Origin of the sequence: [Micrococcus luteus] ATCC 49442 (assembly GCF_010367585.1) — a bacterium.
GTDB lineage: Bacteria > Actinomycetota > Actinomycetes > Actinomycetales > Micrococcaceae > Arthrobacter > Arthrobacter luteus_A.
Genome location: NZ_JAAAXP010000001.1, coordinates 740900 through 766395 on the forward strand (window position 1 = coordinate 740900; position 25496 = coordinate 766395).

The following is a 25496-nucleotide window of genomic DNA, read 5'->3' on the forward strand; positions in this document are numbered from 1 at the left end:
CATGATGCGTGCAGCACGGGCGGCCATGCGGCGGCAGTGCACGGCCGGCACGTAACTCTACCGGCTCTGGCCCTGCGCGTGCTTATTGGGCCGGCCTTCCTTGCCGGTAATGGCCACTACTACCGCGTTTTGCGAGAGCAGGCCGGTCACGGTGCCGTTGTGGTCCACCACGGCATACTCGTGTCCCTCAAGCTGGGAGAGGTACTGGATCAGTTCCTGTCCCTGCGACCATTCAGGCACATAGGCGCCCGCCGCAAGGGCGTAGGACACCGCCGTCGCTGGAGTTGACTCGGCGGCGGACTCCGGAACGGCAGCCAGGGCGCGGCTGTCCACCACGCCTTGCGGGCGCCCCTCCGGACCGCACACAACAACCGCGGGAGTCCCGTTTACGGACACCCGGCGGATATCGGCGACGGTGGCTGTGGCTGGAATTCCGACGGCGGGAGCAGCCAGGGCGGTGGCGCTCACCAGATGCAGCCTGCCGCGCATGGTTCCCTGCCGGATAGCGGCGCTGGCGCCCATCCAGAGGAAGCCGGCAACGAGGACTGTGATCATGAGGAGGCTGAAGTCCGGCGTCACCCCGGCAAGCAGGGGCATAGCGATGAACCACAGGCCCAGGCCCACAACGATGACACGGCCGGCCCAGCCGGCAGCCACCGTGCCTTTGGCCTGGCTGCCGGTGGCCTTCCAGACGGCAGATTCAACAATTCGTCCGCCGTCCAGCGGCAGGCCTGGCAGGACGTTGAAGATGCCAATGACGAAGTTGGCCCACATAAAGATGTTGGTCAGGGTGTCTGCCACAACGCCCATGCTCGCGCCGGACAGGACCAGCCAGGCTGCTCCCGCCAGGACCAGGTTGGCTGCCGGCCCTGCCAGCGCCACGATCACTGACCGTGCCGGGGTGGCCGTGAAGTTTTCGAACTGCGTGTGGCCGCCCCAGAGGTTCAGCACGATTTTCTGGGTGGGCCAGCCGTAGGCCTTGGCGGTAAGGGCATGCGCCAACTCGTGGACCAGGACCGAAATGAGCAGCAGTAAGGCGTAGGCGAACGCCACATAGTAGGCGGTAATGCCGAATCCGGGATTGCGTTCCAGCAGCACCGGTCCGTAGACGATGACAGTGAACGCTGCAATCACAAACCAGGAGTACGCCAGAATGATGGGGATCCCGGCGATGCGGCCGAGGCGGATTCCTTCCCGACGTGCGGGAGCGGGCGATTCACTCACGATGTTCTCCCGGGCGTCGCCGCCAACGTGGCCGCGAATTCGGTCATGCTTGCGGCCGCGATCGCTTCCAGCTCGGAAACCGTCCGCCCTGCCAGTGAGTCCCACGTGGTGTGCCGGGGATCGGCCGGCAGCGGGACAATATGGGGAATGGCCACGGTGGCCACTCCGGATGCCACCGCCGCTGCGACACCCGGTCCCGAATCTTCCAGTGCAACACAGTGGCCGATGGTCAGGCCGGGATCTGAGTCCTGGAGCAGTTCCACGGCCTTCAGGTAAGCCTCGGGGTGGGGTTTGCCATGCGTCACGGTATCGCCGGTGACCATGAACTCGAAATACGGTCTGGGCAGGCTCGCCACGATCTCGCGGGCAAGGGGCCCCTCCGACATGGTGACCAGCGCACACCTGACACCTGCCTGGTGCAGGCCGTCAAGCAGCTCCCGGGCGCCCGGACGCCACGGGACAGACCGTTGAACGTTCCTGATGACTTCCGCGGTCAACGTGTCGATGATTTGGCGGGTGTCCAGCCGGACACCGGCCTCCTGCAGGATTCCGGCGGAAAACGTCAGGGCCTGCCCCACGAGCTGGGTGGCCTGTTCGTGTGACCAGGTTCCGCCATGGGCTTCCACGAGGGAGCGCTCAGCGGCGATCCAATAGGGTTCCGTGTCCACGATGGTCCCGTCCATATCCCAAAGAACAGCACGGAGCGGGGAAACAGAAGGTGAGGGTCGCATGGCGTAAGTCTACGGTGCCGGCCTGAACGCCGGCCGTGCGTACGCCCTTGGCGAATATGGCCGCGGCAGCAGGTGCGGAAGCGGACCGGGGACACTTTTGGCGTTGCATTGAATGCACCGCCACCGTTCTTGGACGTAGGGTGAAGAAATGAATAGCTTCGACGGAGACACCACAGAACCGGGTGCCGTGCCTGAACAGGAGCAGTTCCTGCTGCCAGTGGCCGAGGGGCAGCGCATCACCGTGATGCTGGCCGCTTTTGAAGGCTGGAACGACGCCGGGGAAGCAGCCAGTGACTCGTTGCGCTATCTCAACAAAGTGTGGGGCGGCAAGAAAGTTGCGTCCATCGACGCCGACGAATACTACGATTTCCAGTTCACCCGTCCCACCGTCCGCCGGACCGCGTCCGGGGAACGCAAGATCAAGTGGCCGGCCACGCGCATCTACAAGGCCAGTGCACCTGATTCGAACATTGACGTCATTTTTGTCCAGGGCACGGAGCCCTCGTACAAGTGGCGGGCCTACACCGCGGAACTTCTGGTCCATGCAGAAGCACTCAAAGTGGACTACGTGATCCTCGTGGGTGCCTTGCTGGCTGATGTTCCGCACAGCAGGCCCATCCCCGTGAGCACGTCATCCGATGACGCCCCGCTGCGGGAACGGCTGAACCTGGAACCGTCCCAGTACGAGGGTCCGGTCGGCATTGTCGGGGTGCTCTCCGAAGTAGCCCTTCTGGCCGGCATTCCCACGGTTTCGCTGTGGGCCGCAGTCCCCCACTACGTTGCCCAGGCACCATCGCCGAAGGCCCAACTGGCCCTCCTGCACCGGATAGAGGAACTGCTCCAGGTTCCGCTGGACACCCACGAGCTGGCGGAGGAGTCAGCCGCCTGGGAACGTGGGGTGGACGAACTGGCCACCGAGGATCCGGAAATCGCCGCGTACGTCCGCCAGCTTGAAGAAGCGAAGGACACCGCCGACCTTCCGGAAGCCAGCGGAGAGTCCATCGCGCGTGAATTCGAGCGGTACCTGAAGCGCCGGGGCCGCGACAAAAACTAAGTAGCGGCTGCGTCCGCCTGCGGTTTCCGGCAGGCGGACGCGCACAGCGCTAGAGTACGACGCCGAGCAATGCCTCGACTGCGTCACTGACCAGTGCTTCATCCTGCGGGCTGCCCGCTGCCGCGGTGGCCGCAGCGGCCCACCGGTCGACGGCTTCGAGTGCTGCCGGAGCGTTCAGATCGGCGGCCAGGGCCGACCGCATGTCGCCAATCACGCCGGCAGCCGATCCGGCAGGTGCGGCGGCGAGGGCCTGGCGCCAGGCGGCGAGCCTTTCCTTGGCCGCTGCGAAGCCTTCCGGCGTCCAGGACCAGTCTGAACGGTAGTGGTGGGCCAGGATTGCCAGCCGTATCGCGGCCGGCTCTTCACCGTCTGCGCGCAGCTTGGAGACGAGGACCAGGTTGCCCTTGGACTTGCTCATCTTTTCACCGTCCAGGCCCACCATGCCGGCGTGGGCGTAGTGGCGGGCCAACGGGACACCTGCCAGGGAATAGGCGTGGCCGGCTCCCATCTCGTGGTGCGGGAAGATCAGGTCTGAGCCGCCGCCCTGAACCGTGAAGGGTGCCGGCAGGTACCGCTGGGCGATGACCGTGCATTCGATGTGCCATCCGGGCCTGCCCTGGCCCAGTTCTCCGCCGGGCCAGCTGGGCTCGCCGTCACGGGCAACCCGCCAGAGGAGCGGGTCAAGGGCCTGGCGCTTGCCGGCCCTGCCAGGGTCGCCGCCGCGTTCGGCGAACAGCTCAAGCATTTCAGCTTCCCCAAGGTGCGAGATCGATCCCAGGGTCCAGGCGTCAGGGGCGATCGACTGCTTGCCGGCGGCTTCGACATCGTAGTAGACATCACCGTCCGGCTCCCCCGCGGCGCCGGCGACGCGGTAAGCCAGGCCCTGCCTGATCAGGCGCTCAATGGCCGGGACGATCAGGTCCACGGACTCAACAGCGCCGACATAGTGGTCCGGCGCAATAACGTTGAGGGCTTCCATGTCCGTCTGGAAAAGTTCGATCTGGCTGGCCGCCAGGTCCTGCCAGTCCACACCGGTGGCTGTGGCGCGCTCCAGCAAGGGGTCATCCACGTCTGTGACGTTCTGGACGTACGCAACCTTGTGGCCGGCGTCGCGCCAGGCCCTGTTCAGGAGATCAAAGGCCACGTAGCTGGCAGCATGGCCCATGTGCGTAGCGTCGTACGGGGTGATGCCGCAGACATACATCGACTGCTCACCGCTGACAGGCAGGCCGATTTCCTGTCCCATGGCGGTGTCGAACAGACGGATGGCCGGCATGGAGCCGGGCAGCACAGGAACAGGTCTAGAAGTCCAGGATTTCACAGCCCAAGCCTACTTCTAGGCATCGATGACATTGAAACCGAGCAGAAGATACAGGGCGAGGCCCAGGAGAATCCGGTACCAGACAAAGAGCCGGTAGCTCCGCGTGGAGATGAATTTAAGGAACCAGCCAATGATCACGTAGCCCACAACCAGGGCGATGACGGTGGCCAGCGCTGTCTCCGGAAGGCCATACGGTCCGGTAATGCCGTCCTTGGAAACCACTTTGTACAGCTGGTACAGGCCGCTGCCGAACACGGCCGGAATGGCCAGCAGGAACGAGTAACGGGCCGCTGCTTCGCGGGTATAGCCCATCAGGAGGCCGGCCGTAATGGTACCGCCGGACCGTGAGACGCCAGGGATGAGCGCCAACGCCTGGGCGAACCCGTACAAAATGCCGTGCTTGTAGGAAAGCTGGGAGAGTTCGCGTTCCTGCTTTCCGACGGCGTCCGCCACGGCCAGGATCAAACCAAAAACGATCAGCATGGTGGCGACGATCCACAGGCTTCGCAGCACCGATTCAATCTGGTCCTGGAACAGCAGGCCCAGCACGATGATGGGCAGGCTGCCGAGGATTACCAGCCAGCCCATGCGGGCGTCAGGATCCTGCCGGGAGACTTTTCCTGTCAGGGAACCCGCCCAGGCCTTGATGATTCGGACGATGTCCCGCCAGAAATAGATCACCACCGCCGTTTCGGTTCCGAGCTGGGTGATGGCCGTAAATGCTGCCCCCGGATCGGACGCGTTGGGCAGGAACTGACCCACGATCCGCAGGTGCGCGCTTGATGAAATCGGTAGAAATTCGGTCAGACCCTGTATTAGCCCGAGCAGGGCCGCCTCAATCCAGTTCACGCTAAGACACTACGTCATGCGCCCTGTTGATTCCCCGTAAGCTTGCAGCTATGCAGCAGCGTTACGTCGGCAACAGTGGATTGCGAGTCTCCGCCCTTTCCCTCGGCACCATGTCCTGGGCCGGCGAAACCGACGAACAGGACGCCTCCGAGATCTTGCGCACATTTGTTGATGGCGGCGGAAAACTCATCGACACGGCCGCCTCCTACGCTGATGGCCGCGCCGAAGCAATGATCGGGTCCTTGCTGGGCGACGTTGTCTCACGCACGGAAGTCTGCATTTCCACGAAGGCGGGGACATCGACGTCGGAGGGCCGGCGGACTGTGGACACGTCGCGCAGTGCGATGCTGAGCAGCCTGGACGCCAGCCTGGCGAGGCTCGGGACCGACTACGTGGACCTCTGGTTTGCGCAGGCATGGGACGGCAACGTCCCCTTGGACGAAACGCTGTCCGCGCTCGAGTTCGCTGTCCGCAGCGGGCGCGCCCGCTATGCGGGCATCGCCAACTTCAACGGCTGGCAGAGCGCCAAGGCAGCAGCAGTGGCCGGATTCCCGCTCGTTGCTGCCCAGGCCGAATACTCGCTGCTCCAACGGAAACCGGAGGCGGAACTGATTCCCGCCGTCGAAGACGCAGGCCTGGGACTCATGGCGTGGGCGCCGCTGGGCCGCGGCGTGCTCACCGGCAAGTACCGCAGCAGTATCCCCGTGGACTCCCGGGCAGCGCGCAGTGATTCTGCACCCTATGTTGAGCCGTATTTGGAGCAGCAGCCTTCCAGTGTCGTGGAAGCGGTGGCGATGGCTGCCAAAGGCCTGGGCCGGACGGCACTGGATGTGTCGCTGAGCTGGCTGCTGGCCCAGCACGGGGTGGCCACCGCCGTTGTCGGGCCCCGGACTCCGGTCCAGGCCAAGGAGATCATGGCCGCCCAGCTGACGCGGCTTCCCCCGGAGATTGCACGGGCGCTGGAGGATGTGTCCCAGCCGGCCTGAGCCTGCGCTCAGCTGTGCGCTGCTTCAATCCTCGACGATTTCGAGGTCCTCTTCTTCGTCGATGCCGGATTCTTCATCCTCGTCCTCGTCGTCGTCAAACACCTGCAGGGGTGTGACCTCGCTGTAAGCCTCGTAGAGTGCGTCTTCATACACCTCGAACGCATCTGCGACCGCGAAAAAAGCGGCTTCGACGGCGGGATCCCCATCATCGCGCCGGTTGGATGCTGCTATAAGGTGTTCTTCCAAGGCGGTTGTCAAAGACTGAAGCGCGACACGCGGATCGATGCTCATGACTTCACGTTAGCCGGAAAAGGACGAAAATGGAGAGCAATGAAGGAACATTTTCTGACCAGCTCGGTCCAACGGGAACGGGACTTTATCAAGCAGTACGAGTACCTCGTACTGACGGTGAGCCCTCTCGATTCCCTGCCTGAGGCCAGGCGCAGGCTTGTGGAGCACTCCGAGTACGGCAAGTGGGAACTGGAACGCAGTGTGCTGTACATGGGCGGCGGCAGGCGCTTCTGGCTGCGCCGCCGGGTGATGCAGGTCCAGCGGACCGTTTAGGACTTCGGAGCCAGCGGACCGTTTAGGAGTCCAGCGGCCCCAGCCACGCGTTCGCTACCGTGTTGTGCGCAGACTCATCATCTGACGGGTGGAACATCCCGGCCAGGACATCCCGGTACAGGCGTTCAAGTTCGGACCCGCGAAAGTAGCTGGAACCGCCGCTGACCCTGATGGCCAGATCCACAACGCGGCGTGCGGTCTCCGTCGCATTCACCTTCAGGCCAACGAGCTTTGGGAACCACTGGGATCCGTGGTCCGTGAGGGCATCGACGTCGCGGGTGACCGCCAGGAGGTGCGGGTAAAGGCTGTCCATGGCCATCGCGGCCTCGGCCACCTTCCAGCGGATGTCCGGATCCTGTGCATAGCTTCGGCCGGCGTTCTTGAAGGACGTCCGCCGCTTTACCGCCTCCACGCCGAGCGTCAGGGCACGCTCACCAATGCCGGTGTACACCGCCGCCAGCAGCGACTCAAAGCAGGCAAAGATGGCGAAGATCAGTGGATCGGCGTTGGGGCCCACCGGCAGCTTACGGAAGATCCGGTCCGGCCCCACCTCGACCCCGTCCAGGACCGTGGTGTTGGACTGGCTGGCCCGCATGCCAAGGGTGTCCCAGTCGTCCAGGATGGTGTAGCCCGCCGCGTCCCGCCGGATGAATCCGTGCACCAGTTCGCCCTCGCCGGACCGGGCCCGGGCGTCCTTGCCAAAGATGCCCAGCCGGGTCCACGCCGGTGAGAGGCTGGTGAAGATCTTGGTTCCGGTGAAACTGTAGCCGCCGCCGGGCAGCGGAACGGCTGCCGTCTTTGAATCAAAGAGGACCGAATCATTCCCGGCCTCGGAATTGCCGAAGGCAAAGATCTCACCGCGGGCAGCGTCTTCCAGGACGAAGCCCAGCGAATCATCGCCGCGGGCGGCCAGGACCTGCGCGACGCCGGTCCAGACCAGGTGCATGTTGATGGCCAGGGCGGTGGCCGGGGCTGCCGTTGCCAGCCTGCGCTGGCACTGTGCTGCCGCCTCGAGCCCAAGCCCCATGCCGCCGTCGGACGCTGGAACAAAAAGCTTAAGGTAACCGGCGGCGGTCAACTCAGCCAGGTCCTCCGCGAAAAACGCATTGTCCCGGTCGTAGCGGACTGCGCGGCCGCGGATGCCCTCCAGCAGGCGGTCCGGTAGCACTTCTTCGGGTGTCATGTCCTGCGCAGCTCAGTAGTTGGTGAGGAGCGTGTTGAGGACGCGGGCGCCGAACTTCAGCGAATCCACGGGCACCCGCTCGTCCACGCCGTGGAACATTCCAGTGAAGTCGAGGTCGTCAGGCAGCATGAGGGGCGCAAAGCCGTAGCCGGTGATCCCCAGCCTGCTCAGGGATTTGTTGTCCGTGCCGCCGGAGAGCGTGTACGGCAGGACCTTGGCCCCGGGGTCCTCGGAATGCAGGGCATCGATCATGGAGTCCACCAGGTTTCCGGCGAACGGCACCTCCAGCGAGACGTCGTTGTGCACATAGCTCACTTCAACCCCGGTGCCTGCGAGCTCCCGGACGATTTCCAGGACCTGTTCCTCCTGGCCGGGAAGCGTGCGGCAGTCCACCAGGGCCTCTGCCGATTCAGGAATGACGTTGTGTTTGTACCCGCCCTTCAGCAGCGTGGGGTTGGTCGTGTTCTGGAGGGTTGCCCCCACGAAGCGGGCCACCGTGCCGAGCTGGTCCAGGAGCCGGTCCGGGTTGTCCGGATCGAATTCGACGCCCGTGAGTTCGGTCACGCCGTCAAGGAACTGCCGCGTGGTGGGAGTGAGCTCGATAGGCCACTTGTACTCGCCGATCCGGGTGACCGCCGCTGCGAGGCGGGTGACGGCGTTGTCCGTGTTGATCTGGGAGCCGTGGCCTGCCCGGCCGTGGGCGACAAGGCGAAGCCAGGAGATGCCCTTCTCGGCGGTCTGCAGCAGATATGTGCGCTGCCCTCCGATAGTTGCCGAGAATCCGCCCACTTCCGAGATGGCTTCGGTGGCACCCTCGAAAAGCTCCGGCCGTTTGTCGACGGCGTACCGGGCACCGTATTCGCCGCCGGCTTCCTCGTCGGCAAAGAAGGCAAAAATGAGGTCGCGTTTGGGTTTCCGCCCGGACCGGGCCAAATCCCGCATAACGGACAGGATCATGGCATCCATGTCCTTCATGTCCACCGCTCCGCGGCCCCAGATGAGTCCGTCCTTGAGTTCTGCACCGAAGGGATCCACCGACCACTGTTCGCGCAGGGCTGGCACAACATCCAGGTGCCCATGCACTACAAGGGCGCTTGCAGAGGGGTCTTCGCCCGCCATCCGCGTTACAACACTGGCGCGGCCCGGCGCCGACTCGAAGATTTCGGCGGAGAGTCCCACTTCCTCGATCAGTCCGGCAGTGTACTCGGCGGCCACCCGCTCCCCCGGCCCCGAACCGTCGCCGTAGTTCGATGTATCTATCTGGATGAGTTCCTGGCAGATCCGTACAACTTCATCCTCGGCGCGGACGTCAGACATAGATACTCCTTGGGCGATGGGAAGGCTGCAAAGAACCTGCGTTTTCGTGTGCCTTCAGCCTACCCATGAGTCCCGATTCGATCTTTCCCGAAAGTTCGTGTTAGAGTCTTTCTCGCTGCTTCGGAGAAAAGCGAAACGCTGAAAGGCGGAATCGGACTCCGAATTACCACCTGCGCGGGTGGCGGAATGGCAGACGCGCTAGCTTGAGGTGCTAGTCCTCGAAAGGGGGTGGGGGTTCAAGTCCCCCTCCGCGCACAATGGGAATACCCCCGGAATCCAAGGATTCCGGGGGTTTTTCGTCATTAGTGAGTAGGCGCTGCGTGGACGCGGGCCGTTCAGTGCCGTTGTACGCCCAGGAGGAAGGCCAGTCCCCTGACAGCCAGCTCGTCCTGGCTAGGGGCCAACGGCCGCCAGATTGACGCCGCCACGGCGATCGCGGCATTGTCCGCAGTAAAACTTTCGATGTTCAGCGGTCCGCTGTAACCCACCTCGTCCAAGGCATGCAGGAAGTTTTCCCAATCGGTCTGGTCCCCGCCGGGGGCGCCGCGGTCGTTCCCGGAAACCTGGACGTGAACCACGTGTTCACCGGCCGCCCGGACCGCGGCGGCCAGCGAACGCTCCTCGATGTGAAGGTGGTAGCTGTCCAGGGCAAGGCCCACGCCGTTGCCCAGCAAGGGCCCCAGCGCCTCAAGTGCCTGGTCCACCGTGTTGAGCAGCGATGTTTCGTACCGGTTCAGCGGTTCGATGCCCAGGACGACGCCCGCTTCCCGGGCCCTCGCCGCCACCGGCTGCAGATTGTGCCGCAGCTCGGCGTCGGCCTCCCGCCGCTGGCCCGGCGACATCCGCCAGACGCGGCCGGTCCGGGCGTAGAAGGGACCGCACACAGTGGGCGAACCGATGCCGGCTGCCATGGTGATGCAGTCCATGAGATAGGCCTGCGTCTTTTCCACGGTGGCCGGGGCAGCCGCGACAAGGTCCCGGCCCGGCGACATGGCACCGACAACAAACGGCCTCAGCCCCGTGGACTCCAGGGCTTCGCGCACCGCGTCGGCCGTGAAGTCGCCGGCGTTTTCCAGCGGAAGTTCCACGGCGTCAAACCCCAGCGCAGCGATCCTCGCCAAGTGTCCGCGCAGGTTGGCATCGGTCAACGGAGAATCCCAGACCCAGGTGCTGATCCCGATGAGACGCTTCAAGCTGCTCCTTCCAACGCTGCGCGGAGGCCAGGGTCAGGGCATCTGCCGCTGCTGCCAGACCTGCGGATAGCCGGGGAGGTCTTCGCCGCCGAACTTGGCGTAGTGGCCGCCGGGCATCCCCTGGTTGCGCTGCAGCCAGGAGTCCAGTTCGTCCGCGAGGATGGGTTTCTGCGGGAGAATCCATTCGGCCGGGATCTGCTCGCCCTTGAAGATCCTCTCCAGGGCCAGCAGCGGAGTCCGCCACTGGAAGTTGGAGTAGACCGGGGCCATGGCATCGATTCCGGTTTCCTTCCACTTGGTCAGGAAGCTCATCTCATCCTCGCCGGTCATCACCGGCAGGTTCTTCCCGGCATCCTCGAAGGCCTCGAGGGCAGCCACGGCACCGTCGCCGGCGTCCATCCAGACGCCCTGGACATCGCCGGTGGCCAGTTCGTCGGAGATGATTTTCTTGATCTCGGTGGGGTCTGCTCCGGTGAAGTAGTCCCTTGCCTGGATTCCCTTCTCCTCAAAGATCTTCTTCGCCGCCGCCCACCGGTGTTCCAGCACATCCACGCCGGGAAGGATGCGGAGGGCCACCACCTTGTCACCGGACTTCAGCCTGTCGGTCAGGAACGTGGCGGTGTCGATGCCCCAGGCGAAGCCTCCGATCGGGTGGATGAACGTGGTGGCGCAGTCGGTTTCGACGCCGCGGTCAAACACCACCACAGGCTTGCCTGTCTGGCAGGCACGCTCCACGGCCTGGGTCAGGGCCGCCGTCGAGTTGGGCGAGATGACGAACGCATCGCAGTTTCCCTCGCCGATGAAGTAATCAATGTCCGCGATCTGCGTGTTGTCGTTGTCCTTGGCATCCCGGGTCTCCATTTCGGAAACGACTCCCGAGCCCTGGAGGACCTTGAGTTGCTGGTTCATGGTAATCCAGCCGGTCTGGCGCCACGGGTTCGAGATGGAGGCATTGGCGAAGCAGACCTTCTTTGGCCCGGAGGAGGCGAACTTTGCGGTGTCGGTCATGTCGCCGGCGATGTACTGAAGGTAGGGCTGCTCAGCGTTTCCTTCGAAGGTCGCCGAACGTTGCGTGAACTGGTCATCGTAAAGCGTCTGGTCAAACCATTCCTGGCTGGCCGGAGTGGTGGCCGGCGAGCCGGTGTCCGGTGCCGTTGTTTCGGTAACGGACGGATCCGTGGTGGTACAGGCAGTCAAAACCACCAGCGGCAATACTGCGCCAAGTGCGATCGCGCGAATAGGGTGTTTACGCATCAGAATCGATCTCCTCCTTGTTCGGTGCCCTCGTGGGGCGTGGGTGCTGCGCTTAGCCGGTGCCGTTCGTCATGGGCGGCGGAAGTGGCTCCCTTGCGCTTGCGCTGCCATGACGTGGACGCTGCTGCCACGGCGATGATGATGATGACGCCCTGGACTGTGTCCCGCCAGGTCGCCTGGATGCCCATGAAATTCAAGAGGGTGAACAGCGCCTCCAGGGCGAACGCGCCGGCCGCCGCGGACAGGACCCAGCCGCGTCCGCCGCCGAGCACCACGCCACCGAGGACGACGGCGGTGATCGCCGTGAACTCGTAACCCCGCCCCACCGACGGATGTACTCCCGCGTAGCCCACGAGGAGGATGCCGGCCACGGTGGCCGACAGTGACGAGATGATGAACGCCCGCGTCCGCACCCACCAGACACGGGAGCCGGACAGTTCGGCAGCCCGGGGGTTATCGCCGACGGCGATGAGCATACGGCCGAAGGGGCGGCGCATCAGGACAACCGCCAGGACGGTCACCGCCGCCAGGATGATGACAGGGTAAGGAATGATGTCCAGGACCGGGACGTCCTGGATCCCGCCGCGCCCTATCTGGCGGAAGCTGTCCGCAGGGTTTCCCTGGGCCGCGCCGCCGGTCCAGTAGAGGACCAGTCCGAGCAGGGCCAGCATCATGCCCAGCGTCACGATGAAGCTGGGCACCTTCAGCAGTGTCGAGATCAGTCCGTTCACGAGCCCGATGAAGGCGCCGAGCACAAACATCAGGATCAGGACCGGAATCACCCTGGAATCGTCCTGCCGGATGAGGTTGCCGGCAACGATGACCTGCATGGTCACGACCGATCCCATCGACAGGTCGAATTCGCCGCTGACAATAACGAAGTACTGGCCGACGGCCGCGATGGCGATCGGGGCCGTCCTGCCGATGAACCGGATGAAGGAGCCAGGCTCCCCGAAGGACGGGTTCAGCACGATGATGGCCGCCAAAAGGCTGATCAACAGGATGAAGACAGCGCCGCCGGGAGTACGCACAGCGCGCAGGAGACGCTGGGAACGGCTGGCGCGGTTCTGCCGGAGGACTGCGCTGCGCCCGGAGGGCAGTGCCGTGCTCATGGCCGCTCCGAGGGCGGAACCTGTGCGGCAGGGGCTTCGACGGAACCCTTCGGGCCGAACCGCTCGGGTCGGTTGACGATCCTGCGGCGCGCATACACAGCGACGGCGACGACAATGACCACGCCCCTGACCACGTCCTTGAGGAAGGGGTTGATCTGCATAACGGACATGATGTTGTCCAGCATGGCGAAGATGAGGACGCCGCCCAGGGTGCCGGTGATGGTTCCTTTGCCGCCTGCCAGAAGTGTGCCGCCGAGGACCACGGCGGCGATGGAGAGGAGATCGTACCCGCCCTGGGAGCCCACCGTCGGGCTGCCCACACCCAGCCGGCTGGCGAGGAGCAGGCCCGCCATTCCTGACAGCACCGAACAGATCACGTGGGCCGTGATGACCGGCAGGTCGACGCGGATGCCCGAGGTCCGGGCTACGGAAATGTCACCGCCGACGGCGTAGAGGTGGTGGCCCGTTCTGGTGCGGTGGAGCAGCAGCATGGCCAGGGCCGCACAGGCCAGCATAATGATGGTCGAGATGGGCACAGGCCCCAGACCGGTCGCCCCGATCAGGCGGAACGAGAGCGGTGTCTGCCCGAAGCTGCCCTTGAAGTTGGTGGCGAGGTAGCCGCTGATGATCAGGCCCATGCCCAGCGTGGCAATGAACCCGTGTACGTTGAGGCGGGCCACGATCAGCCCGTTGGCCAGGCCGATGACCGCCGCGGCACCAAGCGTGAGCAGGACGCCGGGCAGGACGTTGCCCGGGTTGTTGGCCATCACACCGGCGGCAATGAGGCTGGCAAGGCTGGCGACATAGGGAACCGAGAGGTCCAGGCTGCCGGCCAGGATGACAAGGGTCTGTCCGATTGCGATGAAACCCAGGACGCTGGTTCCGGTCAGGATGCTGGAGATATTTCCCGAGCTGAAAAAATTCCGTCCGATCGTGCTGACGAGTACGGCACCGGCGATAAGCGTCAGCAGGGCCACCAGGTAGACGATCTGTGTGGAGGACAGGCGATCGACGAAGCTGACACGCTGTTTCATGCCCCGTCTCCCGATGCAATCCTGGCACCCGTTGCGAGCTGCAGGACGGCTTCCTCTGACGTTCCGGCCGGAAGCTCGCCGGCGAGACGCCCGTCGCGCATGACGAGGATCCGGTCGGACATGCCGATGACCTCCGGTAATTCGCTGGAGACCATCAGGATGGCTTTGCCTTCGGCTGCCAGCTTGCGCATGAGCCGGTAGACGGCCACCTTGGCTCCCACATCTATGCCGCGGGTAGGTTCATCCAGCAGGACCAGGCTGGGGCGGATTGCCAGCCATTTGGCCAGGACCACCTTCTGCTGGTTCCCGCCGGAGAGGTACTGCACCTCCTGGTCCAAGTCCCGTGCCACTACCTCCAGCGAGGAAAACACGCCGGGAACCTCCGTTTTGACGGTTCTTGTACGGCGCGGAAAGACCGACCTGATGACGGTCAGTGCGTTGTCCAGGATGGACTGGTTCAGGCTGAGGCCCTCGGCTTTGCGGTCTTCCGTGATGAGGGCCATGCGGGCCCGGACGCCCTCCCTCGGGGACTTGGGCAGAAGCTCCCGGCCTTCCACCTTCATGGTGCCGCGGTGGAAGGGTGCGGCACCGAAAATGGCGTGAAGCAGTTCAGTCCGGCCGGAGCCCTGAAGACCGGCCAGCCCGACAATCTCACCCGGCCGAACGCTGAAGCTGATCCCGTCCAGCTGGCCGTTGCCGGCACCCAGCAGTTCCAGGATCGGCCTGACGGGGACGTTAGCACCGTCAACGTTCCTGACTTCAACGTTTTTGCCTTTGGAGTCCCCGTCTGGCAGGGGCAGCTTTTCCGGAAAGAACGCCGAGATAGGCCGGCCAACCATCAGCCGGACCAGCCCTGCATCATCGAGTTCTGAGGCCGGTGCGGTGCTGACCACGCGGCCGTCCTTCAGGACGGTGATGACATCGCAGAGATCAAAAAGTTCCCGAAGCCGGTGGGAGACGTAGAGAATTGCGGTTCCGCGGTCCCGGAGGCGGGACACGATCTGGTAAAGGAGCTCAACTTCGGCGCCGGCCAGCGCGGCGGTTGGCTCGTCCATGGCGACGATCCGGGCGTCGTAGCTGACAGCTTTTGCAATCTCCACTATCTGCTGCTCCGCCACGGTCAGGCTCCGCACCTGTGCGGTGGGCCGGATGGTGGTGATCCCGAGCGACTGCAGCAGCTCGGCCGTTTGCACGTTCATGAGCGCCTTGTTAACCAGGACCCCGCGGCGGGGTTCCCGGCCCAGGAAGATGTTCTCGGCCACCGTCCGGTCCGGAAGGAGATTAAACTCCTGGAAGACCGACGACAGCCCTGCCTCATGAGCTTTCGTTGGGTGGCCGAAACTGACTTCCCGGCCGTCCAAAAGTACCGTTCCCGCGTCAGGCTGGTAGACCCCTGCGAGCACTTTCATCAGGGTGGACTTCCCGGCCCCGTTTTCGCCTACGAGCCCGTGAACCTGGCTCCGGTGAAGGGTGAGGTGGGCGTTTTCCAGCACGGGAATACCGAAGAAGCTCTTTGTCAGTCCGCGGACTTCCAGAAGGGGCGGCGGGTCCGTGCTGCTATGGGGGAACCCGCCGGGGATTGACGCCGCGCCAGTCCCTTCGTGGTTCTCCATCGATCCGCCCACGACTAACTGTTACAGGGCGGGTTCTGATCCGTCAAGGGATAAACGATTGCTGACTACCAGGGCTGTTTCGCTGCGTTTTGTGGTTGTTGCGCGGCGGTGCAGACGTGTGTCTCTCACCACGCGTCGGCCGCGAACAGGCGGCCGAAGAGCCTCATGTCACCGAAGCTGCGGTTGGCGCGGCTGAATTGGCGTACTCTTGTGGTTCACCTGTGGCTCATCCGGGACATGAAGCCTTGATTCCAGGCACTTCTGGCCGAGGCAAGACCCGGGATGGTTGAAGTCCAGGACCGCTGACAAACAGGAAAACTCCCCCGATCCTTGGATGTTGGGATTTTTGCATGTCTGACCGCGGCGCCACAGACAAAGTTTTTCCGCCAGCCTATTGGGGAATAGCTGCCGGATGCTGTACGTTGCATACGCGACAGACGAACCAAAGAAAAGAGATACACCTAAGTGGCAACCGATTACGATGAACTTCGCTCCGACGTCAAGGAGTCGCAGGACAACTCGCTCGAGGCACTGCAGTCCGCCAATGCACCGGACGCCCGCAGCGTCGTGCTCGAGCTCGATGAGGCCGACGGACTGGATGGCGCCGGCGTCCCCGGCGGCGAATTCGTTGCCGAGGAACTGGTTGTGCAGGTCATCCCCCAGGCGGAGGACGAGTTCACCTGCTACTCCTGCTTCCTGGTCCGGCACCGTTCGCAGATTGCACGCCAGAAGGATGGCCACAGCTACTGCACGGACTGCGAAGGCTGATTCCCAAACACGAGAGATCTATCCGTGCCGGCTGAGTTTTCCACCGGCAGGAAGCAAAGGCACGCCCACATCCTGTAGGCGTGCCTTTCCTGTTCACCGCATTGTTCCGGGCACCAACTCCGTTACCGTCAGGTGTCAGCCCAGACGGCTGCGCACCAGCTCGCTGACAGCCTTGCCGTCGAAGCGCCCGGCAACTTTCGCCGTAACGGGCTTCATGACAGCGCCCAGCTGACGCAGGCCGGGTTCCACTCCCCCGGCGCGCAGCCCGGCAATGGTTTCGTCCACGATCGCTTCGACTTCCTCAGCTGTCAGCGCACGCGGCAGGTATGCCTCTATGACTTCGGCCTCCGCAACCTCGGCCGCGGCCCGCTCAGCCTCGCCGGCATCGGTGTAGATCTTTGCCGTCTCGCGGCGTTTGGCAGCCTCCTTCTGCAGCAGCGACGTCACCTGGGCATCATCAAGTTCAATGGGTGATTTCCCGGACTTTTCCCGCGTCTCGATCTCGCCAAGGACGTTGCGAACCGTTGTCAGGGCGGTCTTGTTCCGATCCTTCATATGCGCCACGACGTCAGCGTGGAGACGTTCCTTCAAAGTGCTCACAGTATTCCTCATCTCATTCAGCGCCCGCAGGCTGCGGGGCAATGGTGAACCATCCCTCTAGTACCGTAGAGGCCTATGGCTGACAATAACTACTCCCTGTCCGGCGGGGAGTGAATGTGATTTCCGAGCAACTGTGGAACCGGATCGCGGAGGTTTTCAGCAGGACGGCCATCCCCCATGTCACGCTGATCGAACTGGGCGTGGTTCTGGCCCTTGCAACAGCCCTCTCCATTCCCCGTGCCACGTGGAAGTACTTCGGGCTTCTGGCCACCGCCACCCACGAACTGGGCCACGCTTTCGCCGCCGTCACAAGCGGTCAACGGCTGAGCGGGATCACCTTGAGGCTGGATCATTCCGGCACCACCACCAGTTTCGGCCGTGGCCGGCTTGCGGCCGTTTGGTCAGGCTTCTGGGGATACCCGGTTCCGGCCCTGACGGGGGCCGCGCTGGTCAGCTCCGGATTTGGTGGCTGGGGTCCGGCCGCGCTTGCTACCGGCACACTCATCCTGGCAGCATCGCTCATCTTCATCAGGAACTTCGCCGGGATCTTCATCACAGTCGCTGCCATTGCAGCCGGAGCAGTGCTGGTCCTTTTTGTTCCTGACCAGTTCACCGGCCACGTGGCCATCAGTCTCGGCGTGGCCCTGCTGGTTGCAGCCGTCAGGGACCTTGCCAAGCTCACCAACGTCCATCTGCGGCGACGGGACAGGCTGGCCAGTTCCGACGCGTACATCCTTTACCGCGCCACGGCTGTCCCGTCCGTGATATGGATAGCGCTGTTTATCGCAGTTGTTGCCGGTTGCTGGGTGGTGGCGTGGCAGCCGATCTCTGCAACTCTGGCTGCGGGAGCCTAGGCTTGTTCGCATGAGCCAGGATCCAACCGGCAGCCAGCCTGCCGCGACCACACAAACAATGAACAGCACGGACGGCAACTCCGGGCTAAACAATGCGCACAGTACCAAGGGCGCCTACGTCACCGGCGGAGCTGAGTTCACCAGGGACACCAACTACATCGAGGACCGCATCACCCGTGACGGACACCCGGGCGATAACGGCGAGCCCGGGTGGCCAGTCGAATCCGGCCGTTACCGGCTGATTGCAGCGCGCGCGTGCCCGTGGGCGAACCGAACCGTTATTGTGCGCCGGCTTCTGGGACTCGAGGACGCCATCTCGCTCGGCCAGCCTGGCCCCACCCACGACGCCCGCTCCTGGACCTTTGACCTGGATCCCGGGGGTGTGGATCCGGTCCTGGGCATCGAACGCATTCAGAGCGCCTACTTCAAGCGCTTCCCGGACTACCCGCGCGGCATCACGGTTCCAGCCATCGTGGATCTACCCAGCGGCGCCGTGGTCACCAACAACTTTCCCCAAATCACGTTGGACTTTGCCACCGAATGGGTGGACTTCCACCGGCCCGGCGCTCCCGACCTGTATCCCGAACACCTGCGGCAGGAAATCGATGCTGTCAACAAGCGCGTGTTTACCGAGATCAACAACGGCGTCTACCGGTGCGGGTTTGCCGGCTCCCAGGAGGCGTATAACTCCGCCTACACCCGGCTGTGGACCGCACTGGACTGGCTCGAGGAACGTCTCTCCGGCCAGCGGTACCTCGTTGGCGACACCATCACCGAGGCTGATGTCCGGCTGTTTACAACGTTGGCGCGGTTCGACGCCGTTTATCACGGACACTTCAAATGCAACCGGCAGAAGCTCACTGAGATGCCAGCCCTTTGGGGGTACGCACGCGACCTGTTCCAGACCCCGGGCTTCGGCGACACGATCGACTTTGTGCAGATCAAGCAGCACTACTACATTGTTCATGAGGACATTAATCCGACAGGGATTGTGCCGCAGGGGCCGGACCTCTCGGGCTGGCTAGAGCCCCATGGGCGGGACTCGCTGGGCGGCAGGCCGTTCGGCAATGGCACTCCCCCGGGCCCTGTCCGTCCCGGCGAAGAAGTTGCTCGGGGACACGGAGCGGACACGGCAGCGGAAAGCGCTTTCTGACGGGCTAAGCTCTCTCCATGCAGAAAAGTCATGGCCTGGCAGCGCCCGGATTCGAAGCCGTCACCGATTTGTTCGAGGCCTTCCTTGCAGCCGATCCCCAGTACAGTGCGCAAGTGGCGGCCTACCGGCACGGCGTGAAAGTGCTGGACCTTCATGGAGGCCCGCACATCGCGGCGGCATCCATCACAGGCGCCTACTCGGTCTCCAAGGGAGCTGCAGGCCTGGTCATGTCCCTGCTTGTTCAGGAGGGACTCCTGGACCTCGACCGGCCGGTGGCCAGCTACTGGCCCGAATTCGGTGCCCACGGCAAGGACCGGCTCCTGGTCCGGGAGGCGCTGTCCCACCAGGCCGGGCTGATGGGCGTCGAGGGCGGCTTTGCCCTCGACGAGTTCACCACGCCCGAGGCGGCCGCGCGCCTCGCCGCGTCGCCGCCGTTATGGCGCCCCGGGAGCTGCTTCGGGTACCACGCCCTCACTATCGGAATCATGATGGAGGAACTCTGCCGGCGGGTCACCGGAACCAGCCTGCAGAGCCTCTTTGACCTCCGCATCCGCGTGGCTTACGGCGTTGACTTCTTCCTGGGCCTGCCGGCGGAACTCGAATTTCGGTACCGGGATGTGCTGTACGACGTCGATCCCGGCCAGCCGTGGCTTGATCCGCTGAGCCTGGGCGGGCTTAACGGGAATGCGGCGGTGGGTTCCATCATGGAGCTTCCCAACCGGCGGGCCGTGCGTGCCGCCGGGATGAGCGCCGCCGGCGGCGTGGGGACCGCTGAGGGGCTGGCGCGGCTGTATGCCGCGGCGACAACGGGCGTGCACGGCCTGGACGCTTTCCTCACACCGGAAACGATCGATCAGATGTCCCAGGAACAGGTGTGGGGCCTGGACCGCAGCTCCGGCCTGGACAACGCCTTTGCCGTGGTGTTTATGAAGCCTCACCCATCGCGGAATTTCGGCAGCCACCGTGCGTTCGGCCACGAAGGGGCAAACGCGGCCCTCGGTTTCGCCGATCCTGCCTATGCCCTCAGTTTTGGCTATATCCCGCAGCGGGCGGAGGACGGCCGGACGCCCGGCAGGGCGCACAGGCTCGCAGCGGAGGTCCGGCGGGCCGGCGCCGGCTTGTCCTAGCCCCGGCCTGCACCTAACGTGGGCGGGATGGGTGACACTCACACACAGTCAGGGCCCCCGCGCGCCAAGGGCTCCCTTCTGCTAAAGAACGCCGTGTCCGGTGTCGCCGCCGCCTTCACGCTCCAGCGCCTGCTGCTGGCGGCCAAGGCGGCCCTCGCGGCCGGGCTGGCCTTTGCCATAGCGCCCCTCATGCCAGGGCCGGCGGCAGAGTATCCGTACTACGCGCCGCTGGGCGCCCTGGTCTCGATGTACCACAACGTGGCAGGATCCGTCCGGCAGGGGTTCCAGGCACTGGTAGGCCTCGCCATTGGTATCGGTCTCGCGTTTGCGCTCGTCAGCATCAGTGATCCCTCACCGGTGTCCGTCGCGGTCTTCATGGGGCTGGGAATCCTGCTCGGCGGACTGCCCAGGATCGGTTCAGGCAGTGATTGGATTCCGACGGCGGCGCTTCTGGTCCTGCTGGTGGGAGGAAGCAACGCGGACGACTTTTCGTTTGGGTACCTTATCCAGATGGGCGCGGGAGTCGCCGTCGGAATCGCCGTCAACTTCCTGATCTTCCCGCCCCTGCACTTTAGTGCGGCCGCCGACAGCCTGGGCGAGCTACGGCTGGCACTGGGAAAGCAGCTGACTGACATGGGGGCAGCGCTGACGGAAAAGTGGCCGCCAGAGCACGAGGACTGGTCCCGCCGCTCGGACGAACTGTCGGAAGCAGCCAGGACTGTCCGCCACCTTGTCCAGGAGGCGGACGCAAGCCGTCGCGCCAACCCCCGCCGGCGGCTCCATCCGCGGGACGTGGACCTCGACTACCGGAATCTGCGCGATCTTGAGCGGGTGACCTTCCACATCCAGGACATGACCGAAGTCCTTTCGGACGTCATCTGGTCAGAGGACGTGCCGTATACGGTTCCGTTCCAGGACAGCGCGCCGCTGGCAGCCGCCATGAACGCTGCCGGAGAGCTGCTGGCCTCGTTCCGTGGGGAGGACACGGCTGAGCAAAAGCGCCTGTACGCTGCGGCGGAGTCAGCCGTGGAGGCCTGCATGGCTGCCACGTTGCAGCGGGACCAGGAAGATGCCGCCGTCACGGCGTCGGAGTCCATCCTCCTGAGCCTCCACCGCATTCTCCGGGCCGTGCGCCCGGCGGCCTAGAGCGGTGTCACCGAGCCGCTGAAGTGTTTTCGGCCGGAGCGCGGGTTCCACGCTACAAAGTCCGAGCGCTGCCAGCCTTCACCCGGCGTTTGATCAGTGAATTCCAGCGCTACCCGGCCCGGCAGGAACACCGGGGCCTCAAAGGTCACCGCCCACGTGAATGCTTCGCCCTTCACCGGTCCGACGTCCGCCAGCGCCCTGGACGCCAGGTACATCCCGTGGGCGATGGAGCGGCGCATCCCCAGCGCCTTGGCCGAAAGCACACTCAGGTGGATCGGGTTGAAGTCACCTGACACCGCAGCGTATGCACGTCCCGTGTCCACGCCCAGCTGCCACACCGCAGTCGGGTCCGGGGGCGTGAAACCGGCCTGTCCGTTGCTGTTGTTGGGTGAGGGTTTATCGATTCCCGGCAGGAAAACCCCCTTCGCCAGGTAGGTGGAACGGCCGGTCCAGCGGACGTCCGCGGTCCCCCCGCCACGGACCTCGGCAACCACGTCGAGCTGCGTCCCCGCCCGGTGGCCCCGGAGGTTCTCCACCCGGGCTTCGATGTCCAGGAGCTCCGTGAAAAGTACCGGGGCACGCTGCTCAACATAGTTGCTCAGGTGGATCATGCCCAGCAAAGGCAATGGGAAATCGTCGCGGTTCATCACGCTGATGGCCAGTGGAAACGAAAGCGCGTGGAGGTAACCGGCGGGAAGGGTATCCCGGGCAGTCAGGCCAATAAGGTGCTGGTACGCGGTGAGATTACCGACGTCGGCCCTGACGCCTCTTACTTCGTGTCCGGTGGTTGGCAGGACTGAAGCAGTGTGGGTCCCCAGCACGCGGCGGCGTGCCGCCTGGGCGGCCGCATTGACGTAGAGCTTGGACAGCGCGGGCATCTCCCCCAGGATGACCGGCTGTGCAGCACTCACGCTCCCACCAGGTTCTGTCCACAGACACGCAGGATGTTCCCGTTGATGCCGCCCGCAGCATCACTGGCAAGGAACGCGATCGCCTCGGCCACGTCGGTCGGCAGGCCCCCTTGCTGCAGGGCATTGAGCCGCCGGCCCACTTCCCGGACGGCAAAGGGGATCCGCGCCGTCATCTCGGTTTCGATGAAGCCCGGCGCCACCGCGTTGATGGTTCCTCCCCGCTCCGCCAGCAGGGGTGCCGTGGCCCTCACCATCCCCATAACGCCGCCCTTGGATGCGGCATAGTTCGTCTGGCCGCGGTTGCCGGCGATCCCGCTCGTGGAGGCAACCGACACGATCCGCGGTGCATTGCGGAAGCGGTCCGAGGCCAATAAAGCGTCGTTGATCCTGAGCTGCGCCGCGATGTTGATGTTGAGCACTGAGTGCCAGCGCGCGTGGTCCATGTTGGCCAGGAGCTTGTCCCGCGTGATGCCGGCGTTGTGAACCAGGATGTCCAGGTGCCCGTGGCGCTGCACCGCATGCTCAAGGATTCGCTGGCCCGCATCCTCCCGGCTGATGTCCAACTGCAGGGCAGTGCCGTGTACGTCGTTGGCCACTGCCGCCAGGTGATCCCCCGCCGCCGGGATGTCAACCAGGACCAGTGTGGCCCCGTCCCGGTGAAGGGTCCTGGCGATGGCCGCGCCGATGCCCCTCGCCGCGCCGGTGACTACAGCCACCTTGCCGGCCAGTGGCTTCTCAACATCGTCCGGCAGTGTGCCGTCCCCTGTGCTGACCGTCAGGAACTGGCCGTCCACGAATGCCGACCGGCCTGACAGGAAGAATTGCAGGGCCGCCAAGGCACTCGGACTCGTGGTCCCGACGGCGTCGGCCAGGAGGACTCCGTTGGCCGTCGCGCCGACACGCAGTTCCTTGGCCAAGGACCGCAGAAAACCGTCCACCCCTTGCCGTGCCGCCGCCATCGCCGGACTGGTGGCCTCTGCGGCAGGACGGGAGATGGTGACAAACCGGGCGCCGGGAGCAAGATCACGCAGCGACGAAGCGGCGGACAGTACGGGCTTTTCGAGGTCTTCCGGGGTGGCCAGGGCCTCCAGGACCAGGATGATGGCCCCGAGTTTTTCGCGGGGCACGGCATGGCGGCGCACGTCCAGGTTCCAGGACAGCAGCGTGGCGGCCAATTCATCCGCGCCTGCGGTGTTGCCCTGCACCAGGACGGGGCCGGTTACCAAAGGCTGGCCCGGTGTGTAGCGGCGCAACACCGCCGGCTGGGGAAGCCCCAGCCGCTTCGCGAGATCTTTGCCCACGCCTTGGCTGACAAGGCGGGTGTATGTGTCTGTCATCCGGTGCTCCTACGCGGCTTCGAGAATTGCGACGACGCCCTGGCCGCCGGCGGCGCAGATGGAAATAAGGCCTCGTGCGGGCCTTCCGTTCACCGTGCCCTTCTCCTGCAGCATCTTGGCCAAGGAGGCGACGATGCGCCCGCCGGTCGCCGCAAACGGATGGCCCGCTGCCAGGGATGAGCCGTTGACGTTGAGCCTGGCCCTGTCGATGCTGCCGAAGGCTCCGTCCAGGCCAAGCCGGGTGCGGCCGAATTCCTCGTCTTCCCATGCGGCCAAAGTGCTCAGGACAGTCCCGGCGAAAGCTTCGTGGATCTCAAAGAAGTCGAAGTCTTCCAGGGTCAGTCCGTTGCGGGCAAGCAGCCGCGGGACAGCGAAGGCCGGCGCCATCAGCAGGCCGTCTTTGCCGTGGACGAAGTCCACAGCGGCGGCTTCACCATCCACCACAGTTGCGAGCATCGGCAGATCGTGTGCTTGGGCCCATTCCGCAGATGCAAGCAGGACAGTGGATGCCCCGTCGGTCAGAGGGGTGGAGTTCCCCGCGGTCATTGTTGCTTCAGCGCCCAGGTTCTTGCCGAAGACAGGCTTGAGGGTTGCCAGCTTCTCCAACGTGGTGTCCGGCCGAAGGTTCGAGTCCTTTGCCAGCCCCCGGTAGGGCGTGAGGAGGTCGTCAAAGAATCCTGCGTCGTAGGCGGCGGCCAGGTTGCGGTGGCTGTTGAAGGCGAGTTCATCCTGCGCCTCGCGCGAAATGTTCCACTGGGCCGTGGTGAGGGCCTGGTGCTCCCCCATGGACAGGCCCGTCCTGGGTTCGCCGGTACTGGGGGCGTCCGGGGCGAGGTCCTTGGGCCGCAGCCGGCTGAGTACCTGCAGGCGCTGTGGCAGGGTCTTGGCGCGGCTGAGGTCCAGGAGGACCCCGCGCAGGCCTTCGCTGACAGCAATGGGGGCATCCGAGGCCGAGTCCACGCCACCGGCGATGGCTGACTCGATCTGGCCCAGCTTGATCTTGTTGGCCAGGCCCAGGACCGTCTCCAGTCCCGTGGCGCATGCCTGCTGGAGGTCGTAGGCGGGGGTCTCCGCTGACAGGGCTGAACCCAGGACTGCTTCGCGGGTGAGGTTGAAATCGCGGGAGTGCTTCAGCACCGCACCGGCGGCCACTTCGCCGATCCGCTCATCCTGGAGCCCGAACCTGGCAATCAGGCCGTCCAGCGCAGCCGTCAGCATGTCCTGGTTGGAGGACTTGGTGTAGGCCCCGCCCGACCGGGCGAAAGGAATCCTGTTACCGCCCACGATCACGGCCTGGCGGGTTGGCCGCCCTGCCCCCGATACCGAGGGGCTGGTGGATTCCTGGGGTCCGGTTGCGGACTGTCCGTTGACGGACATGGGTGTCTCCTCTGATCTGCGACGGTTACCGATACCCAGCGTACCTGATACGCTGGGTATCGTGAACAACCTCCCCCCTGAACTTCCGACGCCGGCTGACGGCGCCAGTGCCGACGGCCGCTCAGCCCGCTGGCAATCCCACCGGGAAGAACGCCGTCGGGAGCTCATCAAATCCGCACGGCGTGCTGTCCATGCGCTGGGCAGCGACGCCTCCATGGAGGAGATTGCTGCCGCGGCCGGAACATCGAAGTCTGTGTTTTACCGCTATTTCGGCGACAAAGCAGGCCTCCAGCAGGCGGTGGGGGAAGTTGTCCTCAGCCAGATGCAGCGCAAGATCCGCGAGGCCGCCCAGAGTGCACAGACACCGAGGGAGGGCCTTCTGGCGATGATTTCGGCCTACCTCCAGATGGCAGAAACGAGCCCCAATGTCTACAGCTTCGTCACCCGCTATGCGCCCGTGGACGCGGACGGCCGGCACGGGTCGGCCGCAATTTCTGGAGCCCTGGGGCACTTTTTTGACTCCATCGCCGAGATGATCGCCGCTCCGATGCGGACGCATCTGGGCGACGGACGGGAGGCGGTCATCGGCTACTGGCCCACCGCTGCCATCGGACTGGTCCGGAATGCCGGGGAACAATGGCTCAGCACTGCGGACTCGCCAGCCAAACCGGACCAGGAAGCCATGGCGCAGCAAATCACTTCCTGGCTCTGCGTGGGAATCGCGCCTGAACTTTCACAAACACCTGAGCTTTCAGAAACAACTGTCAGAACCAACGAAGGACATTGAC

At 64.5% G+C, this 25496-nt stretch carries 25 protein-coding genes and 1 tRNA gene; 10 read left to right on the forward strand and 16 right to left on the reverse strand.

Annotation, left to right across the window (positions count from 1 at the left end; translation table 11 throughout):
• Nucleotides 1-57: 57 nt before the first annotated feature.
• Nucleotides 58-1224 carry a site-2 protease family protein gene (locus GUV69_RS03455; protein ID WP_244292601.1) on the reverse strand — a complete coding sequence of 389 codons (1167 nt, stop codon included), beginning with the start codon at nt 1222-1224 and terminating at the stop codon, nt 58-60.
• Nucleotides 1221-1907, reverse strand: coding sequence for an HAD family hydrolase (locus GUV69_RS03460; protein WP_244292834.1), 687 nt, complete (start codon nt 1905-1907; stop codon nt 1221-1223). The genes GUV69_RS03455 and GUV69_RS03460 overlap by 4 nt, the downstream gene beginning before the upstream one ends.
• Before the next feature lie 196 nt (nt 1908-2103).
• Here GUV69_RS03460 and GUV69_RS03465 point away from each other — a divergent pair, with 196 nt between their 5' ends.
• Nucleotides 2104-3009: a PAC2 family protein gene (locus GUV69_RS03465; protein WP_164199751.1), complete on the forward strand. Its 906-nt coding sequence runs from the start codon at nt 2104-2106 to the stop codon at nt 3007-3009.
• 49 nt (nt 3010-3058) lie between these two features.
• On the opposite strand, the gene mshC is transcribed toward GUV69_RS03465, so the two are convergent.
• Complete coding sequence (gene mshC, locus GUV69_RS03470) at nt 3059-4330, reverse strand: cysteine--1-D-myo-inosityl 2-amino-2-deoxy-alpha-D-glucopyranoside ligase (RefSeq protein ID WP_164199753.1); 1272 nt, start codon at nt 4328-4330, stop codon at nt 3059-3061.
• Nucleotides 4331-4345: 15 nt separating this feature from the next.
• A complete protein-coding gene (locus GUV69_RS03475) occupies nt 4346-5179 on the reverse strand; it encodes an undecaprenyl-diphosphate phosphatase (RefSeq protein ID WP_164199755.1) in 834 nt (277 codons plus the stop codon).
• Nucleotides 5180-5229: 50 nt separating this feature from the next.
• On the opposite strand from GUV69_RS03475, the gene GUV69_RS03480 reads away from it, so the two are divergent.
• A complete protein-coding gene (locus GUV69_RS03480) occupies nt 5230-6165 on the forward strand; it encodes an aldo/keto reductase (protein ID WP_164199757.1) in 936 nt (311 codons plus the stop codon).
• A gap of 24 nt (nt 6166-6189) precedes the next feature.
• Here the strand turns inward: GUV69_RS03480 and GUV69_RS03485 are convergent, their stop codons facing one another.
• Entirely contained in the window at nt 6190-6456 is a 267-nt protein-coding gene (locus GUV69_RS03485; RefSeq protein ID WP_164199759.1) for a hypothetical protein, read from the reverse strand.
• Nucleotides 6457-6495: 39 nt separating this feature from the next.
• Here GUV69_RS03485 and GUV69_RS03490 point away from each other — a divergent pair, with 39 nt between their 5' ends.
• Entirely contained in the window at nt 6496-6729 is a 234-nt protein-coding gene (locus GUV69_RS03490; protein ID WP_164199761.1) for a DUF5703 family protein, read from the forward strand.
• A gap of 22 nt (nt 6730-6751) precedes the next feature.
• Here GUV69_RS03490 and GUV69_RS03495 read toward each other — a convergent pair whose 3' ends face one another.
• Both GUV69_RS03495 and GUV69_RS03500 read right to left on the reverse strand, forming a co-directional pair.
• Nucleotides 6752-7912, reverse strand: a complete 1161-nt coding sequence (locus GUV69_RS03495; protein ID WP_164199763.1) for an acyl-CoA dehydrogenase family protein — start codon at nt 7910-7912, stop codon at nt 6752-6754.
• 12 nt (nt 7913-7924) lie between these two features.
• A complete protein-coding gene (locus GUV69_RS03500) occupies nt 7925-9229 on the reverse strand; it encodes a M20/M25/M40 family metallo-hydrolase (RefSeq protein ID WP_164199765.1) in 1305 nt (434 codons plus the stop codon).
• 172 nt (nt 9230-9401) lie between these two features.
• Between GUV69_RS03500 and GUV69_RS03505 the strand changes: the two genes are divergently transcribed.
• Nucleotides 9402-9484 (forward strand) — tRNA-Leu (locus tag GUV69_RS03505).
• A gap of 80 nt (nt 9485-9564) precedes the next feature.
• Here the strand turns inward: GUV69_RS03505 and GUV69_RS03510 are convergent.
• Genes GUV69_RS03510 through GUV69_RS03530 form a run of 5 tightly spaced genes read right to left on the reverse strand, consistent with a single transcriptional unit; the run spans nt 9565 to nt 15435 of the window.
• Nucleotides 9565-10422, reverse strand: a complete 858-nt coding sequence (locus GUV69_RS03510) for a sugar phosphate isomerase/epimerase family protein (RefSeq protein WP_164199768.1) — start codon at nt 10420-10422, stop codon at nt 9565-9567.
• Between the two features lie 33 nt (nt 10423-10455).
• A complete protein-coding gene (locus tag GUV69_RS03515) occupies nt 10456-11676 on the reverse strand; it encodes a substrate-binding domain-containing protein (protein WP_164199770.1) in 1221 nt (406 codons plus the stop codon).
• Nucleotides 11676-12788, reverse strand: coding sequence for an ABC transporter permease (locus GUV69_RS03520; RefSeq protein ID WP_164199772.1), 1113 nt, complete (start codon nt 12786-12788; stop codon nt 11676-11678). The genes GUV69_RS03515 and GUV69_RS03520 overlap by 1 nt, the downstream gene beginning before the upstream one ends.
• Entirely contained in the window at nt 12785-13822 is a 1038-nt protein-coding gene (locus tag GUV69_RS03525; protein ID WP_164199774.1) for an ABC transporter permease, read from the reverse strand. Before GUV69_RS03525 ends, GUV69_RS03520 begins: the two co-directional genes overlap by 4 nt.
• Nucleotides 13819-15435 (reverse strand): sugar ABC transporter ATP-binding protein, encoded by a 1617-nt coding sequence (locus tag GUV69_RS03530; protein WP_164199775.1) that lies wholly within the window; start codon nt 15433-15435, stop codon nt 13819-13821. Before GUV69_RS03530 ends, GUV69_RS03525 begins: the two co-directional genes overlap by 4 nt.
• A 465-nt stretch (nt 15436-15900) precedes the next feature.
• Here GUV69_RS03530 and GUV69_RS03535 point away from each other — a divergent pair, with 465 nt between their 5' ends.
• Entirely contained in the window at nt 15901-16203 is a 303-nt protein-coding gene (locus GUV69_RS03535) for a DUF4193 domain-containing protein (protein ID WP_056339942.1), read from the forward strand.
• Nucleotides 16204-16338: 135 nt separating this feature from the next.
• On the opposite strand, the gene GUV69_RS03540 is transcribed toward GUV69_RS03535, so the two are convergent.
• Nucleotides 16339-16803: a GatB/YqeY domain-containing protein gene (locus GUV69_RS03540; protein WP_164199777.1), complete on the reverse strand. Its 465-nt coding sequence runs from the start codon at nt 16801-16803 to the stop codon at nt 16339-16341.
• A gap of 110 nt (nt 16804-16913) precedes the next feature.
• On the opposite strand from GUV69_RS03540, the gene GUV69_RS03545 reads away from it, so the two are divergent.
• The 4 genes from GUV69_RS03545 to GUV69_RS03560 all read left to right on the forward strand — a co-directional run bounded on the left by GUV69_RS03545 (nt 16914) and on the right by GUV69_RS03560 (nt 21083).
• A complete protein-coding gene (locus GUV69_RS03545; protein WP_164199779.1) occupies nt 16914-17657 on the forward strand; it encodes a M50 family metallopeptidase in 744 nt (247 codons plus the stop codon).
• 58 nt (nt 17658-17715) lie between these two features.
• Entirely contained in the window at nt 17716-18810 is a 1095-nt protein-coding gene (locus GUV69_RS03550) for a glutathione S-transferase family protein (protein WP_244292835.1), read from the forward strand.
• 17 nt (nt 18811-18827) lie between these two features.
• A complete protein-coding gene (locus GUV69_RS03555) occupies nt 18828-19937 on the forward strand; it encodes a serine hydrolase domain-containing protein (protein WP_164199783.1) in 1110 nt (369 codons plus the stop codon).
• A 93-nt stretch (nt 19938-20030) separates the two neighbouring features.
• Nucleotides 20031-21083 carry an FUSC family protein gene (locus tag GUV69_RS03560; protein WP_164206195.1) on the forward strand — a complete coding sequence of 351 codons (1053 nt, stop codon included), beginning with the start codon at nt 20031-20033 and terminating at the stop codon, nt 21081-21083.
• On the opposite strand, the gene GUV69_RS03565 is transcribed toward GUV69_RS03560, so the two are convergent.
• Genes GUV69_RS03565 through GUV69_RS03575 form a run of 3 tightly spaced genes read right to left on the reverse strand, consistent with a single transcriptional unit; the run spans nt 21080 to nt 24708 of the window.
• Nucleotides 21080-21994, reverse strand: a complete 915-nt coding sequence (locus GUV69_RS03565) for a MaoC family dehydratase (protein WP_164199785.1) — start codon at nt 21992-21994, stop codon at nt 21080-21082. The two genes, GUV69_RS03560 and GUV69_RS03565, sit on opposite strands and share 4 nt — an antisense overlap.
• Nucleotides 21991-23331, reverse strand: coding sequence for a 3-oxoacyl-ACP reductase (locus GUV69_RS03570; RefSeq protein ID WP_164199787.1), 1341 nt, complete (start codon nt 23329-23331; stop codon nt 21991-21993). Before GUV69_RS03570 ends, GUV69_RS03565 begins: the two co-directional genes overlap by 4 nt.
• 9 nt (nt 23332-23340) lie before the next feature.
• A complete protein-coding gene (locus GUV69_RS03575) occupies nt 23341-24708 on the reverse strand; it encodes an acetyl-CoA C-acetyltransferase (RefSeq protein ID WP_164199789.1) in 1368 nt (455 codons plus the stop codon).
• On the opposite strand from GUV69_RS03575, the gene GUV69_RS03580 reads away from it, so the two are divergent.
• The gene (locus GUV69_RS03580; protein WP_164199791.1) at nt 24707-25495 is read left to right on the forward strand and encodes a TetR/AcrR family transcriptional regulator; all 789 of its coding nucleotides are present in this window, start codon (nt 24707-24709) and stop codon (nt 25493-25495) included. The two genes, GUV69_RS03575 and GUV69_RS03580, sit on opposite strands and share 2 nt — an antisense overlap.
• The last annotated feature ends 1 nt before the right edge of the window (nt 25496 follow it).

Coding starts and splice junctions, on each gene's coding strand:
- GUV69_RS03460 (WP_244292834.1), bottom strand. CDS start 1,907: ATGGACGGGACCATCGTGGACACGGAACCCTATTGGATCGCCGCTGAG.
- GUV69_RS03465 (WP_164199751.1), top strand. CDS start 2,104: ATGAATAGCTTCGACGGAGACACCACAGAACCGGGTGCCGTGCCTGAA.
- GUV69_RS03480 (WP_164199757.1), top strand. CDS start 5,230: ATGCAGCAGCGTTACGTCGGCAACAGTGGATTGCGAGTCTCCGCCCTT.
- GUV69_RS03485 (WP_164199759.1), bottom strand. CDS start 6,456: ATGAGCATCGATCCGCGTGTCGCGCTTCAGTCTTTGACAACCGCCTTG.
- GUV69_RS03490 (WP_164199761.1), top strand. CDS start 6,496: ATGAAGGAACATTTTCTGACCAGCTCGGTCCAACGGGAACGGGACTTT.
- GUV69_RS03495 (WP_164199763.1), bottom strand. CDS start 7,912: ATGACACCCGAAGAAGTGCTACCGGACCGCCTGCTGGAGGGCATCCGC.
- GUV69_RS03500 (WP_164199765.1), bottom strand. CDS start 9,229: ATGTCTGACGTCCGCGCCGAGGATGAAGTTGTACGGATCTGCCAGGAA.
- GUV69_RS03515 (WP_164199770.1), bottom strand. CDS start 11,676: ATGCGTAAACACCCTATTCGCGCGATCGCACTTGGCGCAGTATTGCCG.
- GUV69_RS03520 (WP_164199772.1), bottom strand. CDS start 12,788: ATGAGCACGGCACTGCCCTCCGGGCGCAGCGCAGTCCTCCGGCAGAAC.
- GUV69_RS03525 (WP_164199774.1), bottom strand. CDS start 13,822: ATGAAACAGCGTGTCAGCTTCGTCGATCGCCTGTCCTCCACACAGATC.
- GUV69_RS03530 (WP_164199775.1), bottom strand. CDS start 15,435: ATGGAGAACCACGAAGGGACTGGCGCGGCGTCAATCCCCGGCGGGTTC.
- GUV69_RS03550 (WP_244292835.1), top strand. CDS start 17,716: ATGAACAGCACGGACGGCAACTCCGGGCTAAACAATGCGCACAGTACC.
- GUV69_RS03555 (WP_164199783.1), top strand. CDS start 18,828: ATGCAGAAAAGTCATGGCCTGGCAGCGCCCGGATTCGAAGCCGTCACC.
- GUV69_RS03570 (WP_164199787.1), bottom strand. CDS start 23,331: ATGACAGACACATACACCCGCCTTGTCAGCCAAGGCGTGGGCAAAGAT.
- GUV69_RS03580 (WP_164199791.1), top strand. CDS start 24,707: ATGGGTGTCTCCTCTGATCTGCGACGGTTACCGATACCCAGCGTACCT.
- GUV69_RS03575 (WP_164199789.1), bottom strand. CDS start 24,708: ATGTCCGTCAACGGACAGTCCGCAACCGGACCCCAGGAATCCACCAGC.